The 17,074-nt window shown below is 58.8% G+C and carries 15 protein-coding genes; 4 read left to right on the top strand and 11 right to left on the bottom strand.

All coding sequences use genetic code 11. The features are described from left to right. Positions 1-49: 49 nt before the first annotated feature. A complete protein-coding gene (locus JOE33_RS06145) occupies positions 50-1,012 on the top strand; it encodes an NAD(P)H-quinone oxidoreductase (protein WP_010439510.1) in 963 nt (320 codons plus the stop codon). A 19-nt stretch (positions 1,013-1,031) separates the two neighbouring features. Here JOE33_RS06145 and JOE33_RS06140 read toward each other — a convergent pair whose 3' ends face one another. The 6 genes from JOE33_RS06140 to JOE33_RS06115 all read right to left on the bottom strand — a co-directional run bounded on the left by JOE33_RS06140 (position 1,032) and on the right by JOE33_RS06115 (position 6,361). After that, a complete protein-coding gene (locus JOE33_RS06140; protein WP_032612104.1) occupies positions 1,032-1,685 on the bottom strand; it encodes an HAD family hydrolase in 654 nt (217 codons plus the stop codon). Between the two features lie 109 nt (positions 1,686-1,794). Further along, positions 1,795-2,784, bottom strand: a complete 990-nt coding sequence (locus tag JOE33_RS06135) for an ABC transporter ATP-binding protein (RefSeq protein ID WP_010439513.1) — start codon at positions 2,782-2,784, stop codon at positions 1,795-1,797. A gap of 1 nt (position 2,785) precedes the next feature. Then, a complete protein-coding gene (locus JOE33_RS06130; RefSeq protein ID WP_003368352.1) occupies positions 2,786-3,583 on the bottom strand; it encodes an ABC transporter permease in 798 nt (265 codons plus the stop codon). Next, positions 3,570-4,412: an ABC transporter permease subunit gene (locus JOE33_RS06125; protein WP_054994557.1), complete on the bottom strand. Its 843-nt coding sequence runs from the start codon at positions 4,410-4,412 to the stop codon at positions 3,570-3,572. Before JOE33_RS06125 ends, JOE33_RS06130 begins: the two co-directional genes overlap by 14 nt. Beyond that, positions 4,409-5,215 (bottom strand): alkaline phosphatase family protein, encoded by an 807-nt coding sequence (locus JOE33_RS06120; protein WP_122579419.1) that lies wholly within the window; start codon positions 5,213-5,215, stop codon positions 4,409-4,411. The genes JOE33_RS06125 and JOE33_RS06120 overlap by 4 nt, the downstream gene beginning before the upstream one ends. 78 nt (positions 5,216-5,293) lie before the next feature. Then, positions 5,294-6,361: an ABC transporter substrate-binding protein gene (locus JOE33_RS06115; RefSeq protein ID WP_010439519.1), complete on the bottom strand. Its 1,068-nt coding sequence runs from the start codon at positions 6,359-6,361 to the stop codon at positions 5,294-5,296. A gap of 354 nt (positions 6,362-6,715) precedes the next feature. On the opposite strand from JOE33_RS06115, the gene JOE33_RS06110 reads away from it, so the two are divergent. Further along, positions 6,716-7,435, top strand: coding sequence for a UTRA domain-containing protein (locus tag JOE33_RS06110; RefSeq protein ID WP_032612107.1), 720 nt, complete (start codon positions 6,716-6,718; stop codon positions 7,433-7,435). 457 nt (positions 7,436-7,892) lie between these two features. Beyond that, positions 7,893-11,489 (top strand): Ice nucleation protein, encoded by a 3,597-nt coding sequence (locus tag JOE33_RS06105; protein ID WP_209924046.1) that lies wholly within the window; start codon positions 7,893-7,895, stop codon positions 11,487-11,489. A gap of 263 nt (positions 11,490-11,752) precedes the next feature. On the opposite strand, the gene JOE33_RS06100 is transcribed toward JOE33_RS06105, so the two are convergent. The 5 genes from JOE33_RS06100 to minC form a co-directional block, all read right to left on the bottom strand. Further along, entirely contained in the window at positions 11,753-13,042 is a 1,290-nt protein-coding gene (locus tag JOE33_RS06100; RefSeq protein WP_010432602.1) for a M18 family aminopeptidase, read from the bottom strand. Between the two features lie 199 nt (positions 13,043-13,241). Then, positions 13,242-13,877, bottom strand: a complete 636-nt coding sequence (locus tag JOE33_RS06095; protein ID WP_010432599.1) for an RluA family pseudouridine synthase — start codon at positions 13,875-13,877, stop codon at positions 13,242-13,244. A 90-nt stretch (positions 13,878-13,967) separates the two neighbouring features. Further along, positions 13,968-14,222 (bottom strand): cell division topological specificity factor MinE, encoded by a 255-nt coding sequence (gene minE / locus JOE33_RS06090; protein WP_003317453.1) that lies wholly within the window; start codon positions 14,220-14,222, stop codon positions 13,968-13,970. After that, positions 14,222-15,034, bottom strand: coding sequence for a septum site-determining protein MinD (minD, locus tag JOE33_RS06085; protein WP_003317454.1), 813 nt, complete (start codon positions 15,032-15,034; stop codon positions 14,222-14,224). The genes minE and minD overlap by 1 nt, the downstream gene beginning before the upstream one ends. 231 nt (positions 15,035-15,265) lie before the next feature. After that, positions 15,266-16,006: a septum site-determining protein MinC gene (minC, locus tag JOE33_RS06080; protein ID WP_010432596.1), complete on the bottom strand. Its 741-nt coding sequence runs from the start codon at positions 16,004-16,006 to the stop codon at positions 15,266-15,268. Between the two features lie 120 nt (positions 16,007-16,126). Between minC and JOE33_RS06075 the strand changes: the two genes are divergently transcribed. Next, positions 16,127-17,059: a lipid A biosynthesis lauroyl acyltransferase gene (locus JOE33_RS06075; RefSeq protein WP_010432594.1), complete on the top strand. Its 933-nt coding sequence runs from the start codon at positions 16,127-16,129 to the stop codon at positions 17,057-17,059. The last annotated feature ends 15 nt before the right edge of the window (positions 17,060-17,074 follow it).

Genomic DNA, 17,074 nt, shown 5'->3' with positions numbered 1-17,074 from the left:
CCCGGGCAAAACAGCCACGGGCTCAGTCTGGACTCACTATGGAGGCACCGTGAAGGCATTGCAAGGCGTTGAAGGACATGTGGAATGGGTCGAGGAGCCGAGTCCGGCCCTTGATGTGGGGCAGGTACGTATCAAAGTGGCAGCTGCAGGTTTGAATCGTGCCGATCTGCTGCAGCGCGAAGGCAAGTATCCGCCGCCGCCCGGCGTCACTCAGACACTGGGTCTGGAGTGCTCGGGCGTGATCGCCGAAGTCGGCCCGGGTACGTCCTGGGTGGTCGGAGACCGCGTCTGCGCGCTGTTGGCGGGCGGGGCGATGGCCGAAGAAGTGGTGGTCGACGGGCGACACGTGCTGCCGGTACCGGAAGGGCTGTCGCTGCATGAGGCGGCGGCCATTCCCGAGGTCTATGCCACGGCGTGGCTGAACCTGTTCGAGCTCGCCGGGCTCAAGCCTGGCGAGAAGGTTTTATTGCACGCTGGTGCAAGTGGGGTTGGTTCAGCCGGGATTCAGCTTTGCAAGGCGTTTGGCAACCCGGTCTGGGTCAGCGTCGGCTCGGCCGAACGGCTGGCCTATTGCGTCGAACTGGGTGCTCAGGGCGGCGTGGTACGCAGCGAAAGTCTTGAGGGCCTGAACGATTTTGCACCGTTCAACGTCATCCTCGACCCGGTGGGGGCGAGCTACGCCGAGCTCAACGTCAAACTGCTGGCCCTGGATGGTCGCTGGGTGCTGATCGGCATCATGAGCGGCCGCGAGGCGCAGGTGGATCTGGCTCACGTGCTGGGCAAGCGTATCCAGTTGATGGGATCGACCCTGCGCAGCCGCGACGATACATTCAAGGCCGATCTGCTCAGCGATCTGGGCCAGCACGTCTGGCCGCTGTTCACTGAAGGTCGCCTCAAGCCGCAACTGGCGAAATCCTTTGCGGTCAAGGATGCCGAAGCGGCGTTCGAAGAGCTGGCGACCAACACGGTGTCCGGCAAGATCGTGCTGGTGATCGACGAAAGTCTGGTCTGACCCGGCGGTGCCTCTGGACTCAGCTCCAGTCGTGCACCGGCCAGCCTGCTTTCTGCGCGTGTTCCAGTAACACGGCATCGGGGTTGACCACGTTAGGGTGGTCAACCTTGAGCAGCAGCGGCAGGTCATTGCGCGAATCCGAATAGAAACTCGCACCCTCGAGATTTTCCCCCTCGGCATCCAGCCACTCCATCAGGCGCGTGATCTTGCCTTCCCGATAGGTCAGCACGCCGACGGTGGCACCGCTGTAGACGCCATGCTGCACCTCCAGCTCGATACCCAGCACTTCGTCGATCCCGAGGCGTTCGGCAATCGGCTTGACCAGGTGCACGCCCGACGCCGAGATCACCAGAATGCGGTCACCCTTGGCGCGATGCTTTGCAATGCAGGTGCAGGCGTCGCTGTAGATGATCGGCTCGATGACGTCCTCGACCCAAGGGCCGACCAGATGATCGATTTCTTCAGGTGTACGGCCAGCCATGGGTTCCAGGCTGAAGGCCATGTAGTCTTCCATCGCGAGCTCGCCCGCGCTGTAGGCAGCCATCAGTTCGTCGTTGCGTTGCATGAACGACGTCGAATCAACCCAGCCCAGGCGACCCATCTGCTCGCTCCAGAGCGTGGCGCAGTCACCACCGATCAGGGTCTCGTCCAGGTCGAAAATTGCCAGGGGCATGTGCGTTTCTCCTAAAGTCTGTTGAATCAGTTGTCAGCTTCACGCTTGGCGTCTTGATCGGCAAGCGTGTGGCGTTATTCGTGCAGAACAAATTCAGTTCACGGCGCGTTCAGTTCAAGGCGCAAAGTGCCGACGGTTCGATGTTCAGTGTTACACGCCTTCCGTCCGGGTGCAGGTCGTCGGCGCTGCGGTTCAGCACGTCGACCACCAGTTCCACGCCACGGGCCTGCACCCGGTAGCGGATGACGTTGCCAAGCAGACTGTGACTGCGTACTTCGCCTTCCAGTTCGCCTGTCAGGCTCAATTGGATCGATTCAGGGCGGATCGCGACACGGCTGTTGATCGGGCGCTGCATCAGGCGAGTGGCGTCGTCGGCTTCCAGCAGGTTGTAGTTGCCGATGAAGCCTGCGGCGAAGACGTCCACAGGCGCGGTATAGAGGGTTTCGGCGTCGCCGCTCTGCACAATCCGGCCCTGGTTCATCAGGAAAATACGGTCTGACATGGTCAGCGCTTCTTCCTGGTCGTGGGTCACGAAAATAGTGGTCAGGCTCAGCTCGCGCTGAATGGCGCGGATCTGTTCGCGCAGGTTCTTGCGAATCCGCGCATCCAGCGCTGACAGCGGCTCATCGAGCAACAGCAGACGCGGGCGAGTGACCAGCGAGCGTGCCAGCGCGACGCGCTGGCATTGCCCGCCTGACAACTGATGCGGGTAGCGCGTGGCAAAATCGTGCAACTCGACCATGCGCAGAATCTCGGCAACGCGCCTTGCGCTCTCGTCGGCACTGACTTTCTGAATCCGCAGGCCGAAGGCTACGTTTTGCTCGACGGTCATGTTGGGAAACAGCGCATAGCTCTGGAACACCATGCCGATGTTGCGCTTTTGCGGTGTGAGCGGCACCAGGTCGCTGCCATCGAGCAGAATGCGCCCGCTGTTGACCGGGGTCAGCCCGGCGATACAACGCAATAAGGTGGATTTGCCGCAGCCCGACGGGCCCAGCAAGGTAACGAATTCGCCCTTCGCGATGCTGCAGTTGATGTCGCTGAACACTGACGTGCTGGCGTAGCTTTTCTGCAGGTTTTCAATGCTGACAAAACTCATCTCAGTCTTTGTCCTTGTTCAGTCGATTGGCGGCCCAGGTCAGCACCAGCACGAAGAGGAAATAGGAAATCACCAGCGCACTGTTGAAGTGACCGCTGCTGTTGCGCATGTTGTTGAGGTAGACCTGCAGGGTTTCATAGCGCGTGCCGACCAGCAGGTTGGCGAACACGAATTCGCCGAACAGAAACGAGAACGACAGCAGCAGGGCAATCATCAGGCCCTTGCGCAGGTTGGGCAGCACGACCATGAACGCCGCCTGCCAGGTGCTGGCGCCGAGCAATTGGGCTGCATCCATCAGGTCCGTCAGGTTGATGGCCTGCAGGTTGTTGGTGATGGCGCGGTACATGAAGGGCAGGGCGACCGTGAAGTAACAGCCGATCAGAATCCACGGTGTGCCGACCATGGCCATGGGCCCTGAGCCATACAGCTGCAGCAGGCCGACCGAGGAGACCACCGGCGGTACGGCGAACGGCAGCAGGATGAGGATGTTCATCAGCCCGTCGAGGCGCGGAAAGTAGTAATGCACGACGAACAGCAGGGGCAGAATCAGCACCACCGAAAGGACCAGTGCGCCAACGCAGACCAGCAATGACTGGCCGAACGCCGTCAGAAAGCGCGGGTCGCTCCACAGCGCCACGTACCATTTGAAGGTCAGGCCGCTGGGCAGAATGGTCGCCGACCAACTGGTCGCGATCGAGTACAGAAAGGTGCCGGCCAGCGGCAGCAAGAGGATCAGGAACAGCAGGTAGACCACTGTCTTGTGATAAATGCTCGCAGGCCCTCGTTCAACGCGTGACATGGTAGCTCCTTCTCAACAGCCACTGATGGACCACGGTGACCAGGGTCATGAGCCCGACCAGAATCATCGCCAGCGCGCTGGCCATGTTCGGATCAAGCGTGATATCGCCCGCGACCATTGCCGCGATACGAATGGGCAGTACGTTGAAATTTCCGGTGGTCAGCGCGTAGACCGTGGCATAGGCGCCGAGCGCATTGGCCAGCAGAATGACGAAGGTGCCGAGCAGTGCCGGGGTCAGCACCGGCAGGCCGATGTAGCGCCAGAACTGATAGCTGCTGGCACCCAGCAACGCTGCCGACTCGTTCCAGTCTTCGCGCACGGCATCGAATGCCGGGTAGAGCAGCAGCACACCCAGGGGGATCTGGAAGTAGGTATAGAGGATGATCAGCCCGGTCTTGGAATACAGGTTGAAGTCATCGATGATCCCGGTCTGCTTGAGGATCAGGGTCAGCGCGCCGTTGAACCCCAGCAGGATGATGAACGCGAACGCCAGTGGAACACCGGCAAAATTGCTGGTCATGTTGGCGAAGGAATTGACGAAGTCGCGCAGCCGCGAATCCACCTTGCGCAGTGAATAGGCGCCCAGGACGGAGATGACGATGCCGAACAGGCTCGACCAGAAACTGATCTCCAGGCTGTACTGAATGGCCTGCCGATAGAACTTCGAGCTGAACGCCCGGGTGAAGTTTTCCCAGCCCCAGCCGGCATCGCTTTGCAGGCTGTGAATCGCGACCCACAACAGCGGTGCAATCTGAAACACGATGAAGAATACGGCGAAGGGCAGCAGGCACAACAGGCCCAGCCACTTGCCTCGGGAAAAGGTCGTCAATTGAGGAGCTCCCGGCAGATCGGCTTGTCGTGGGGGATACCCAGCAGCTCGCAGACCGTGCCGCACAGGTCGGTCTGGCGCGGCGCTGCGTCAACATTCAAGGTGAAGGCATCACCGATGACGAACAACGGCACTTCCCGCTCTTCCGGCAACAGCCCGTTGTGCGAGCGGTCATTGTTCATGCCGTGGTCGGCCGTCACCAGCACTTGATAACCCGCGTCCAGCCAGCGTTGCAGGTAGTCAGCCAGAATGATGTCGGCGCTGCGGGCGCTGTTGCGGTACTGCGCAGTATCGAGGCCGTGCTTGTGCCCGGCGTCGTCGATGTTCATGGGGTGAATCAGCAGAAAGTTCGGGGCGTGGCTTAGACGCAGACTTTCGGCGTCGGCGAACAGGTGCGAATCAGGGTAGTGATCGGCCCAGTAGAACAGGCCGTGCTGGATCGGCAGGTCCGCTGCCTCGGTGTGGCGATCGCGTGCCGGGTCGAAAGGCGCACGGTTGTACAGCTCGCTGACCCAGTGATAGGCCGCCGCTGCCGTACTCAGCCCGGCGTCGCGAGCATAGTGAAAGATGCTGCGCTGATTCGACAGGCGCGAGACGTTGTTGTGCACGATGCCGCTGTCAATGGGCGCGACACCGGTCAGTATGCATTCGTAAAGGGGACGGGAGAGGGCGGGCAGTTCGCATTCCATCTTGTAGAGCGCGGCCCGTCCTGCAGCGTGCCAGGCTTGAAGATGCCCCATCGCATGGCGTGCCACTTCGTAATTGAGGCCGTCTAGCACGATCAGGATGACGTTGTGTTTCATGGGCGACTCGCTTTGAAAGAACGGGCGAGACTGGCTCGCCCGGTGTACACGACTTCATCCCTGAGCCGCAGGAGAGAATCAGTTCATCTCGATGATGACCTGCTCGTTCCACATCTGCGGCAGCGCTTTGGAGGTTTTCTCCCATGCGTCTGCTTTCTCGATCGGTTTGACATTCTTGTACTGGTCTTGCGGCAGCAATTTGGCTTGAACATCTTCAGGCAGTTTGATGTGCTCTACGCGAATCGGGCGCGCATTGCCTTCTGCCAGCCTGATCTGACCCGCATCGCTAAAGGTGTATTCACGCGCCAGCTTGGCGGCGTTCGGGTGCTTGGCGTACTTGTTGATGATGGTGGTGTAGCCGGAAATCACCGAGCCATCCGACGGGATCAGCACTACGTAATCATCGGGCTTGGTCATCTTGGCTTTGTAGCTCAGGCCATTGAAGTCCCAGACCACACCGACTTCGATTTCGCCTTTCTCGATAGTCTGAATGGTCGGGTTGGCCAGTGACAGACGCTTCTGTTTGGCCAGATCGGTGAACAGTGCCAGGCCCGGTGCGATGTTGGTTTCGTCCCCTTTCATGGCGATGGCTGCTGCCAGTACACCGTTGGCAGCCTGAGCCGCAGTGCTCACGTCGCCGATGGAAACCTTGTATTTACCGGTTTTCAGGTCAGCCCAGCTTTTCGGGATTTCAGAGCCGTGCAGCAGATTTTTGTTGACGATGAAAGCGATGGTGCCGGTGTAGGCCAGCGCCCAGTGGCCGTCCTTGTCCTTGGCCCATTCCGGAATCTGCTCCCAGGTGGTCGGCTTGTAAGGCTGGGTGACGCCTTTTGCTGCGGCGATAGGGCCGAACGCTGCGCCGACGTCGCCAATGTCACCGCTGGCGTTATCTTTTTCCGCCTCGAACTTGGCGATCTCCTGGGCCGAACTCATGTCGGTGTCCATGTGCTTGAGGCCGTACTTGGCTTCCAGGTCTTTCCAGATGCCGCCCCAGTTTGCCCAGTCATTCGGCATGCCGAGGCTGTTGACCGCGCCTTCAGCCTTGGCCGCAGCCTCCAGCGTTTTAAGATCCGTGTCCGCAGCCATGACCAGCGAACTCATTGCCATGGCTGAACCGAGGAGTGATGCCAACAAAAGATGTTTCATTCGGAGCTCCTAGTGCACTTCTTGAGAGAAGCGTTCGTTGCGGATTGTTTGGTCTAGATCAGCAATACCTGAGCCAAGTTAGGCGTTTTGCATGACATTTTCGTGTCGTGTTGCGCAGACAAAGTCGTTTTTCACGGGCCCCGGCAGTGCCTGGCGCTAAGCGTAGACCATCGCAACGTGCGCGCTGAGCAAGGGTTCAAGGGCTGTTTTCGGCGCAGTTGGCATGGAACGTGACTTGTCCTGTAACAGGACAGTCATGTACCCGGCCTAGGCTCACGGTAACGGAGTCAACGGCGTTGGCCGAACTGATGTATGCCTCGTAACAGGGCTGGTCTAGTCCAGACGGATACCGGAATGCGCGAAGATGTACCACGGGCGGTAACAACGATTTGCCATGCGCTGCAGGAGCAGATCGAACACGGCTTGTTGCCGCATGGCAGCAAGTTGCCTGCAGAACGCAAGCTCAGTGAGGTATTCGCCACCACCCGCATCACCTTGCGTGAAGCGCTTTTGCAGCTCGAAGCGCAGGGGCTGATCTACCGGGAAGAGCGTCGTGGCTGGTTCATTTCCCCGCCGCGACTGGCCTATGACCTGATCAGGCGCAGCCATTTCCACGCTATGGTCTGTGCCCAGGGCAGGGTGCCGCATACCCTGCTTCTGTCGGCGCGCCTGCAACCTGCTTCAGCGCTGATCTGCGAAATGCTGGAACTGCCGGCGCTGTCGAGCGTGGTCCAGATCTGTCGCGCGCGGCGAATCGATCAGCGGCTGGTGCTTTACGTCGAGCACTACCTGAGGCCGGAATTGTTCCCCGGCATTCTAGAGCATGATCTCAACGAATCACTCACCGAGCTTTATGCTCGCAGTTATGACGTGCATTACGGGCAGGTGCGTTTCGACATGATGCCGACCGCGCTGCATGCCGACGCGGCTGCCGCACTGAAGGTTTCGCCTGGTAGCCCGGGCCTGCGCATTGCGCGTGTCAATTACGACCGTAAAGACCGGTTGATCGACTGCGATATCGAATACTGGCGTCATGATGCTATTCATGTGCGCGCAGAGGTGCATGGCGACTGAATGCCGGTGTGGCAAGCCCACTTCCCAAGCGCGGCCTGTACCAACGTTAGTTCGCTGTTTTCTATAAGTAAATACTCATTTATTTGATAAAAACTTGCGCAGTGCACAGCCTGTTTAATAGGTTTTGTGTAATGCCTGCGTTTGATTAACAAAAAAATTTAATGAGAATTATTCTATTGCTTCTGGCGTGGCGGGGTTAAATTAGTTGGTTTTTTCATGAGATTTTCCAGATTAATTATTCTAATTTTTAGCGGGCTATAAGAAAAATCTCAATATTAATTAATGCTTCTTAATAGGGTGTGGTAAGTTTTTAGTGTGGACGGATGTGCGCTGCTTAGTTGATGTAATGTGCACCATCGTTCCACTTTAGGATTAAGGCTGACACGGCGGTTGTCCTGTAAAGCAATGCTTGATAAGTGCAGCTGCTTTTATTTAAAGGATCTATGAGGATGCTGTAATGAATATCGACAAGGCGTTGGTACTGCGTACCTGTGCAAATAACATGGCCGATCATTGCGGCCTTATATGGCCCGCCTCCGGCACGGTGGAATCCAAATACTGGCAGTCAACCAGGCGGCATGAGAATGGTCTGGTCGGTTTACTGTGGGGCGCTGGAACCAGCGCTTTTCTAAGCGTGCATGCCGATGCGCGATGGATTGTCTGTGAAGTCGCCGTTGCAGACATCATCGGTCTGGAAGAGCCGGGGATGGTCAAGTTTCCGCGGGCCGAGGTGGTTCATGTCGGCGACAGGATCAGCGCATCACACTTCATTTCGGCACGTCAGGCCGACCCTGCATCAACGCCAACGCCAACGCCAACGCCAACGCCAATGGCCACGCCCACGCCTGCGGCAGCAAATATCGCGTTACCGGTGGTAGAACAGCCCAGTCATGAAGTGTTCGATGTGGCGTTGGTCAGCGCAGCTGCCCCCTCAGTAAACACCCTGCCGGTGACGACGCCGCAGAATTTGCAGACCGCTACTTACGGCAGCACGTTGAGTGGCGACAACAACAGCCGGCTCATTGCCGGTTATGGCAGTAACGAGACCGCTGGCAACCACAGTGATCTGATTGCCGGTTATGGAAGTACAGGCACCGCCGGCTCCGACAGCTCGCTGGTAGCAGGCTATGGAAGCACCCAGACCGCCGGTGGGGACAGCGCGCTGACGGCGGGTTACGGCAGCACCCAGACCGCCCGCGAAGGCAGCAACCTGACGGCCGGGTACGGCAGCACCGGCACGGCGGGCTCCGATAGCTCGCTGATCGCCGGTTACGGCAGTACTCAGACTTCCGGAGAAGACAGCTCGCTCACAGCAGGCTACGGCAGCACACAAACGGCTCAGGAAGGCAGCAACCTCACCGCAGGGTATGGCAGCACCGGCACGGCAGGCTCGGATAGCTCGTTGATTGCCGGCTATGGCAGTACACAAACCTCGGGCGGCGACAGTTCGCTGACAGCGGGCTACGGCAGTACGCAGACGGCCCAGGAAGGCAGCAACCTGACCTCCGGGTACGGCAGCACTGGTACAGCAGGTGCCGACAGCTCGTTGATCGCCGGCTATGGCAGCACGCAGACTTCGGGGAGTGACAGCGCTCTGACCGCAGGCTACGGCAGCACGCAAACGGCTCAGGAAGGCAGCAATCTCACCGCTGGGTACGGCAGCACCGGCACGGCAGGTTCCGACAGCTCGCTGATCGCCGGTTATGGCAGCACGCAAACATCGGGCAGTGACAGTTCGCTTACGGCAGGTTACGGCAGTACGCAGACGGCCCAGGAAGGCAGCAACCTGACAGCGGGGTACGGCAGCACGGGCACAGCAGGTGTCGACAGCTCGTTGATCGCCGGCTATGGCAGCACGCAGACGTCTGGAAGTGACAGTGCGCTGACAGCGGGTTACGGCAGTACGCAGACGGCCCAGGAAGGCAGCAACCTGACCGCGGGTTATGGCAGCACTGGTACAGCAGGTGCCGACAGTTCGTTGATCGCCGGATATGGCAGCACGCAGACATCAGGCAGCGAAAGTTCGCTTACCGCAGGCTATGGCAGTACCCAGACTGCCCGTGAAGGCAGCACCCTGACGGCCGGGTATGGCAGTACGGGAACAGCTGGCGCTGACAGCTCGTTGATCGCCGGTTACGGCAGTACGCAAACCTCGGGCAGTGACAGCTCGCTCACGGCAGGTTATGGCAGTACCCAGACCGCACAGCAGGGCAGCGTACTTACATCAGGCTATGGCAGTACGCAAACGGCCGGGGCTGCCAGTAACCTCACCACCGGTTACGGAAGTACAGGCACCGCGGGTCATGAGAGCTTCATCATCGCGGGTTATGGGAGCACACAGACAGCCGGCCACAAAAGTATCCTGACCGCTGGTTATGGGAGTACTCAGACTGCCAGGGACGGTAGTGACCTGGTTGCGGGCTATGGCAGTACGGGAACCGCAGGCTCAGGCAGTTCGCTGATCGCAGGTTATGGCAGCACCCAGACCGCGAGTTACAAAAGCATGCTGACCGCCGGTTATGGCAGTACCCAGACCGCCAGAGAACACAGCGACCTGGTCGCAGGCTATGGCAGCACTTCGACGGCAGGGTCAAACAGTTCGCTGATCGCCGGCTACGGCAGCACTCAGACGGCGGGCTTCAAAAGCATAATGACCGCAGGTTATGGCAGTACACAGACGGCACAGGAGCGCAGCGACCTGGTCGCAGGCTACGGAAGCACGTCGACTGCGGGCTATTCCAGTTCCTTGATCGCCGGCTATGGCAGCACGCAGACGGCAGGCTATGGGAGCACGTTGACGACCGGTTATGGCAGTACGCAAACCGCTCAGGAAAACAGCTCGCTCACCACTGGCTACGGAAGTACCTCTACTGCGGGCTATTCCAGCTCGCTGATCGCGGGTTACGGCAGTACACAGACGGCAGGCTACGAGAGTACGTTGACCGCCGGTTACGGCAGTACGCAAACCGCGCAGGAGCGCAGTGACCTGGTGACAGGTTATGGAAGTACTTCTACTGCTGGCTACGCGAGTTCGTTGATTGCGGGTTATGGCAGTACGCAGACTGCGGGTTACGAGAGCACCTTGACCGCCGGTTACGGCAGCACGCAAACCGCACAGGAAAACAGCTCGCTCACCACCGGGTACGGAAGTACCTCCACTGCCGGCTTTGCCAGCTCGCTGATCGCCGGTTATGGCAGTACGCAGACAGCGGGCTATGAAAGCACTCTCACGGCTGGTTACGGCAGTACCCAGACCGCAGAGTACGGAAGCTCGCTCACTGCGGGCTACGGCAGCACTGCAACGGCCGGGCAAGACAGCTCATTGATCGCCGGTTATGGCAGCACCCTGACCAGCGGAATCAGGAGTTTTCTGACGGCAGGCTATGGCAGCACGCTGATCGCCGGACTTCGCAGCGTTTTGATCGCCGGGTATGGCAGTAGCCTTACATCGGGCATTCGCAGCACATTGACTGCGGGTTATGGCAGTAACCAGATTGCAAGTTACGGCAGCTCGTTGATTGCAGGCCATGAAAGCATTCAGGTCGCCGGAAATAAAAGCATGCTGATTGCCGGCAAGGGCAGCTCGCAGACAGCAGGTTTTCGCAGCACGCTGATTGCCGGTGCGGGCAGCGTACAGCTGGCGGGTGATCGCAGCAGGTTGATTGCCGGTGCAGGCAGTAATCAGACCGCGGGTGACCGCAGCAAACTATTGGCCGGTAATAACAGTTATCTGACTGCCGGGGATAGAAGCAAACTGACCGGCGGGCATGACTGTACGCTGATGGCGGGAGACCAAAGCAGATTGACCGCAGGAAAGAACAGTATCTTGACGGCAGGCGCCCGTAGCAAACTTATTGGCAGTGAAGGCTCGACGCTTTCGGCTGGAGAAGACTCAACGCTTATTTTCAGGCTCTGGGACGGGAAGAGGTACAGGCAACTGGTTGCCAGAACGGGTGAGAACGGTGTTGAAGCCGACATACCGTATTACGTGAACGAAGATGACGATATTGTCGATAAACCCGACGAGGACGATGACTGGATAGAGGTCGAGTAGCCAGCGTATTCAAGTGCTCCACTACTGAATCATCGACAGGGTGCGTCGATGGAGTTCGGGACATGAAGTCCCTTTATAAACGAACTAAACGAACGACCTTTTGTTGCGTACAAGGTGGTTCAGGATGACGCAGGCAAACGCATCTTTTTTATCGTTGTGATCAGAGAAGTTTTTATTTCTTTCAATGAGCATTTTAGCGCGCGTCAACACCGATACGCGGGAGCAGCAGACCGCCCCCACGGTATCGATGATCGCCTCAGCCGTTATGGCAGCTCGTGGCTGGCATAGAACGCGCTCAGTACCTTGACCAAGTGCGCCAGGTCATGGCTGCCGGCCAGTTCGCGAATCGAGTGCATGGCGAACGTCGGCAAGCCGATGTCTACAGTGCGGATACCCAGATGGCTGGCAGTGATCGGTCCGATGGTCGAGCCGCAACCCATGTCGCTGCGCACCACAAAGCTCTGCACCGGGACTTCTTCGGCCATGCACAGATGACGGAAGAAACCGGCGGTTTCGCTGTTGGTGGCGTAACGCTGGTTGCTGTTGACCTTGATCACCGGCCCGGCATTGAGCTTGGGACCATGATTGGCGTCGTGCTTGTCAGCGTAGTTGGGATGAATGCCGTGGGCATTGTCGGCTGATATCAGCAGCGACTTCTGAATCGTACGCACGTAGTCTTCGCTGCTTGGCAGCAGGCGCTGGACGATCTGCTCGAGCATCGCACCGTCTGCGCCACAGGCAGAAGACGAGCCGACCTCTTCGTGATCGGTGCACACCAGCAGGGCGGTTTCGTCGCTCTCGGTGTTGAGCAGTGCCTGCATCCCGGCGAAACACGACAACAGGTTGTCCAGGCGTGCACCTGCCAGGAAGTCCCCGTTGAGGCCGACCAAGGCGGCGCCCTGAGTGTCGTAGAAACTCAGCTCATAATCGAGCACCACATCGGCATTGAGTCCGTGCTCGCGGGCCAGTTGGTCGGTCAGCAGCGCCCGGAAGTCCGCTCGCTCGTCACCGGCAACCTGCGCCAGAATGGGGGGCAGTTCGTTTTGCGCATTGATCGCCCAGCCTTCGTTGGCCGTGCGGTTCAGGTGAATCGCCAGATTGGGAATCACGGCGATCGGCAGTTTGAAGTCGATCAGCTGGCTTTCGACCTTGCCATCGCGGCGGAAAGTGACACGACCGGCCAGCGACAGATCACGATCGAACCAGGGAGCCAGCAGGGCGCCGCCGTAGACTTCGACGCCCAATTGCCAAAAACCCTGACGTTGCAGTTCCGGTTGCGGCTTGACCCGCAGGCACGGGCTGTCGGTGTGTGCGCCGACCATGCGGATGCCGCCAGTGAGTGGCGACTGACGACCCATCCGGAAAGCGACGATAGAAGAGTCATTACGGGTAACGAAGTAACGACCGCCGGTTTCTACCGCCCAAGTCTCACGTTCGTCCAGCCGCTGAAAACCTGCGGCTTCGAAGTGTTGCACGAGTGTGGCAGTGGCGTGGAATGGGGTAGGAGAGGCCTTCAGGAAATCAATGAGGCCTTTGTTCAACTCTGCGCGCATAAATAGCTCCAGACAACAATGGCGCGAGTTTACCGTATTGGCTCAAACGTTGCCTTGGGTTGCACTTATCGTTACCTGATGGTTCTCGCCAGCTAACCACAGCCACAGAAGCGCTATGTGACGCAGAGCGTCACGAACTGCATTCCCACGCTGGAGCGTGAGGAACGATAGTCAAGGTGTCGCTCACCACGCATTCAGATCAGAACGGAGCAGCACACTCGAAGGTCAGTCGCTCGCCGGTGCCTGGATGCGTGAAGCTCAGCATGCTGGCATGCAGACACAGACGTGGATAGGCCGCCAGCGCTTGCGGATGCGCGTACAGACCATCACCCAACAGCGGATGCCCGATCGACAGCATGTGCACACGCAACTGATGCGAGCGGCCAGTGATCGGCGTGAGCTCGACGCGGCAGTGAGTATCATGCCGCTCGATAACCTTCCAGAACGTCAGCGCGTGTTTGCCAGCTTCGTGGTCCACCACATGCCGGGGCTTGGTGGGCGGGTCATAGCGCAACGGCAGATCGATACTGCCGCTGTCCAGTGACGGTTGTCCCCAGCACAGCGCGGTATAGGCTTTCTCGGTTTCCCGGTCGTGAAACTGACGCGACAGTTCCCGATGCGTATCGGCATCGCGAGCCAGCAGGATGATGCCCGAGGTTTCCCAGTCCAGGCGATGGACGATACGCGCTTCGGGGTAACCGTTTTCCTGCAGGCGGGTAATCAGGCAATCCTTGTTGTCGTCGGCACGGCCGGGAACGGAAAGCAGCAGGGTAGGCTTATCGATCACCAGAACGGCGGCGTCCTGATGAATGATGCGGATGTTCGACAACGGCATGCAACGGCCTCGAAACGCTAGAAACGCCAACGGCGGCAAGGGCGCAGCTTCCGCAGAAGTGCACCGATACCGCCGCGAGCGACTGCCTGATCAGCGATCGGGCAGGGTGATATTGAGTTCCAGAATCGAACAGCTGCCCTGGCTTTCCAGAGCGACCTGTACCTGGTCAGACTCGATATTGACGTATTTACGGATCACTTCCACCAGCTCCTTCTGCAGCGCAGGAAGGTAGTCCGGGGTACTGCGTTGGCCGCGTTCGTGAGCAACGATGATCTGTAGACGCTCTTTCGCTACCGAGGCCGTGCTTCCTTTTTTGCGGTCACGAAAGAAGTCAAAAATATTCATTAATTACCCCCGAACAGGCGTTCAAAGAATCCTTTCTTATGCACATCCAGAAAGCGGTGCTCAAGTGTTTTGCCCAGCAGGCGGTCGACCGCATCGCTGTAGGCCTGACCTGCGTCGCTCTGGTCATCGAGAATGACCGGCACGCCCTGGTTGGAGGCTTTCAGTACAGCCTGGGATTCGGGAATCACGCCGAGCAGGGTAACGGCAAGGATTTCCTTGACGTCTTCAACGCCGAGCATTTCGCCCTTGCTGACGCGCTCAGGGTTGTAGCGGGTCAGCAGCAAGTGTTCCTTGATCGGGTCTTCGCCACGTTCGGCGCGACGCGATTTGCTGGCCAGCAGGCCCAGCATGCGGTCGGAGTCACGCACCGACGATACTTCAGGGTTGGTCACGACGATGGCTTCATCGGCGAAATACATGGCCAGGTGAGCACCGGTTTCGATACCGGCCGGCGAATCGCAGACGATGTATTCGAAGGATTCCTTCAGCTCCATGAGGACTTTTTCAACGCCCTCCTTGGTCAGTGCTTCCTTGTCGCGGGTCTGGCTGGCGGCCAGCACGAACAGGCCTTCGATCTTCTTGTCCTTGATCAGCGCCTGTTGCAGGTTGGCTTCGCCATTGACCACGTTGACGAAGTCATACACGACACGACGTTCGCAACCCATGATCAGGTCGAGGTTACGCAGGCCGACGTCGAAGTCGACGATGACTGTCTTGTGGCCGCGCAGCGCGAGACCGGTACCGATGGCGGCGCTGGTGGTGGTCTTGCCCACACCACCCTTGCCGGATGTAACAACGAGAATCTTGGCCAAGGTGTATCACCCCTAGAGGAAAAGGACATTGAGTCCCTGAAAGGCATCTCCTGGCGCCGCGCCCGCCGAAGCATTCTGGAAGTCCTGGGGTCTGATTCCGGAAAGCTAGCACTAAGCTATTACTTTCGACTCATATACCCACTGAAAAGCAGTGCTTTTCAGAACTTCCGGCCGCCTTCACGACAATTTCGCGACGAATCAGAGATGCTTTGAAAATTGCGGCAGTATCCGTTAAAGACGAATGATGTTCAACACATCACCTGACAAGCTGATCTGGACTGGCGAGCCCCATAACGGGTCCCTGCGCAAGTCCTCGGACACCTTGTATTGTCCGGCAATCGAAATCAGCTCGGCACTCAACTGCTGACAGAAGATGCGTGCCTTGGTATCGCCTTTTATTCCTGCCAGTGCCCTGCCACGCATCGGGCCGTAGACATGGATGTTTCCATCGGCGAGAAGTTCCGCACCTGGACTGACCGGCGCGACGACAACCAGGTCGCCGCCCTGGGCATAAATCTGCTGACCGCCGCGTACCGGAGCGGTTATCACGCGGGTCGGCTTGATCAGTGGCTCGGGCGGTTTTTCCGGGATTTTTTTCGGTGCTTCGGCTTCAATCGGGTCGATCACGCGTTCACGTGCGCCGGACGGCGGCAGGACCGGAAGGTCGACGGCAATCGCCGCCGCAATGTCTTCGATACGATTGGCGCGGATCGCCAGGGTGCGCAGGCCGTGCTGGCGACAGATGCGCACCAGACCCGGGAGGTCCACCGGACCTTCGTTCGGTGCGAGTTTGTCCAGAGCCAGGATCAACGGCGTGTTGCTGAAGAAATTGGGGGCTTGTGCCACCTTGGCCGCCAGCTGCCTGTCGAGCGCTTCAAGGTTGGTTCGGGCCAGCTCCATCACGGTGATGGCGAGCATGCTGCCCTTGAGCTGAAATACAGGTTCCGGGTTTTGCGATTCAATCTGGCTCATGGTTGATATACACAACAGCTTGTCGCTAAAAGTGCCGAGACTTATAGCGAGAACGCCCGCGAGCCGCAAGCGGCTAGAACCGTTGTAGAATGCGCGGCCTTTGTTCTGACGGAAGCCCAAATGGATCGCCCGCGCTTTAAAGCCAGTTTCCTTCACCCCCGTTTCTGGCCGTTATGGCTGGGGCTGGGGCTCTTGTGGCTGATTGTCCAATTGCCATTTCGCGTTCTGCTGGTCATCGGTCGGGCACTGGGCGCCATCATGTACCGTGTGGCCACTGATCGAAAAAAAATCGCGTCACGCAATCTGGAGCTGTGCTTCCCGCATTTGTCCGCGGCCGAGCGCAAGCGTCTGCTCAAGGAAAACTTCGCTTCCACCGGGATCGCCTTCTTCGAGATGGCCATGAGCTGGTGGTGGTCGAAAAAACGTCTGGCCAGGCTTGCCCACGTCGAAGGGCTCGAGCATTTGCAGAATGCTCAACAAAAAGGCGAGGGCGTGATTCTGATGGCGCTGCATTTCACCACGCTGGAAATCGGTGCGGCGCTGCTGGGCCAGCAGCACACCATTGACGGCATGTACCGCGAACACAAGAGCCCGCTGTTCGACTTCGTCCAGCGGCGCGGGCGCGAGCGACATAACCTGGATTCGCTGGCTGTCGAGCGCGATGACGTGCGCGGCATGCTCAAGTTGCTGCGTGCCGGCCGGGCGATCTGGTATGCGCCGGATCAGGACTACGGCGCCAAACAGAGCATTTTTGTGCCGCTGTTCGGTATCCAGGCCGCCACCGTGACCGCGACCAGCAAGTTCGCCCGCCTGGGCCGTGCGCAGGTTGTGCCCTTCACTCAGCAGCGCCTGGCAGACGGCAGTGGTTACCGGCTGGTGATTCACCCGCCACTGGACAACTTTCCGGGTGAAAGCGACGAAGCCGATTGCCTGCGCATCAATCAATGGGTAGAAAGGGCTGTCACTGAATGCCCGGAACAGTATCTTTGGGCCCATCGACGCTTTAAAAGTCGACCGGCCGGTGAACCGAAGCTATATGAGAAGCCTAAATAAGAAAGCGTCGTTGAT

The sequence above is a fragment of the Pseudomonas sp. PvP027 genome, from assembly GCF_017833005.1.
In the GTDB taxonomy this organism is placed as follows: Bacteria; Pseudomonadota; Gammaproteobacteria; order Pseudomonadales; family Pseudomonadaceae; genus Aquipseudomonas; species Aquipseudomonas congelans.
The sequence above is the reverse complement of the archived record's forward strand: the minus strand, read 5'-3'. Positions and strand labels throughout refer to the sequence as shown.

Excerpts from the sequence above, each read along its gene's own strand:
- JOE33_RS06140 (WP_032612104.1), bottom strand. The coding sequence starts at position 1,685 with ATGCCCCTGGCAATTTTCGACCTGGACGAGACCCTGATCGGTGGTGAC.
- JOE33_RS06135 (WP_010439513.1), bottom strand. The coding sequence starts at position 2,784 with ATGAGTTTTGTCAGCATTGAAAACCTGCAGAAAAGCTACGCCAGCACG.
- JOE33_RS06130 (WP_003368352.1), bottom strand. The coding sequence starts at position 3,583 with ATGTCACGCGTTGAACGAGGGCCTGCGAGCATTTATCACAAGACAGTG.
- JOE33_RS06120 (WP_122579419.1), bottom strand. The coding sequence starts at position 5,215 with ATGAAACACAACGTCATCCTGATCGTGCTAGACGGCCTCAATTACGAA.
- JOE33_RS06115 (WP_010439519.1), bottom strand. The coding sequence starts at position 6,361 with ATGAAACATCTTTTGTTGGCATCACTCCTCGGTTCAGCCATGGCAATG.
- JOE33_RS06110 (WP_032612107.1), top strand. The coding sequence starts at position 6,716 with ATGCGCGAAGATGTACCACGGGCGGTAACAACGATTTGCCATGCGCTG.
- JOE33_RS06105 (WP_209924046.1), top strand. The coding sequence starts at position 7,893 with ATGAATATCGACAAGGCGTTGGTACTGCGTACCTGTGCAAATAACATG.
- JOE33_RS06100 (WP_010432602.1), bottom strand. The coding sequence starts at position 13,042 with ATGCGCGCAGAGTTGAACAAAGGCCTCATTGATTTCCTGAAGGCCTCT.
- JOE33_RS06095 (WP_010432599.1), bottom strand. The coding sequence starts at position 13,877 with ATGCCGTTGTCGAACATCCGCATCATTCATCAGGACGCCGCCGTTCTG.
- minE (WP_003317453.1), bottom strand. The coding sequence starts at position 14,222 with ATGAATATTTTTGACTTCTTTCGTGACCGCAAAAAAGGAAGCACGGCC.
- minC (WP_010432596.1), bottom strand. The coding sequence starts at position 16,006 with ATGAGCCAGATTGAATCGCAAAACCCGGAACCTGTATTTCAGCTCAAG.
- JOE33_RS06075 (WP_010432594.1), top strand. The coding sequence starts at position 16,127 with ATGGATCGCCCGCGCTTTAAAGCCAGTTTCCTTCACCCCCGTTTCTGG.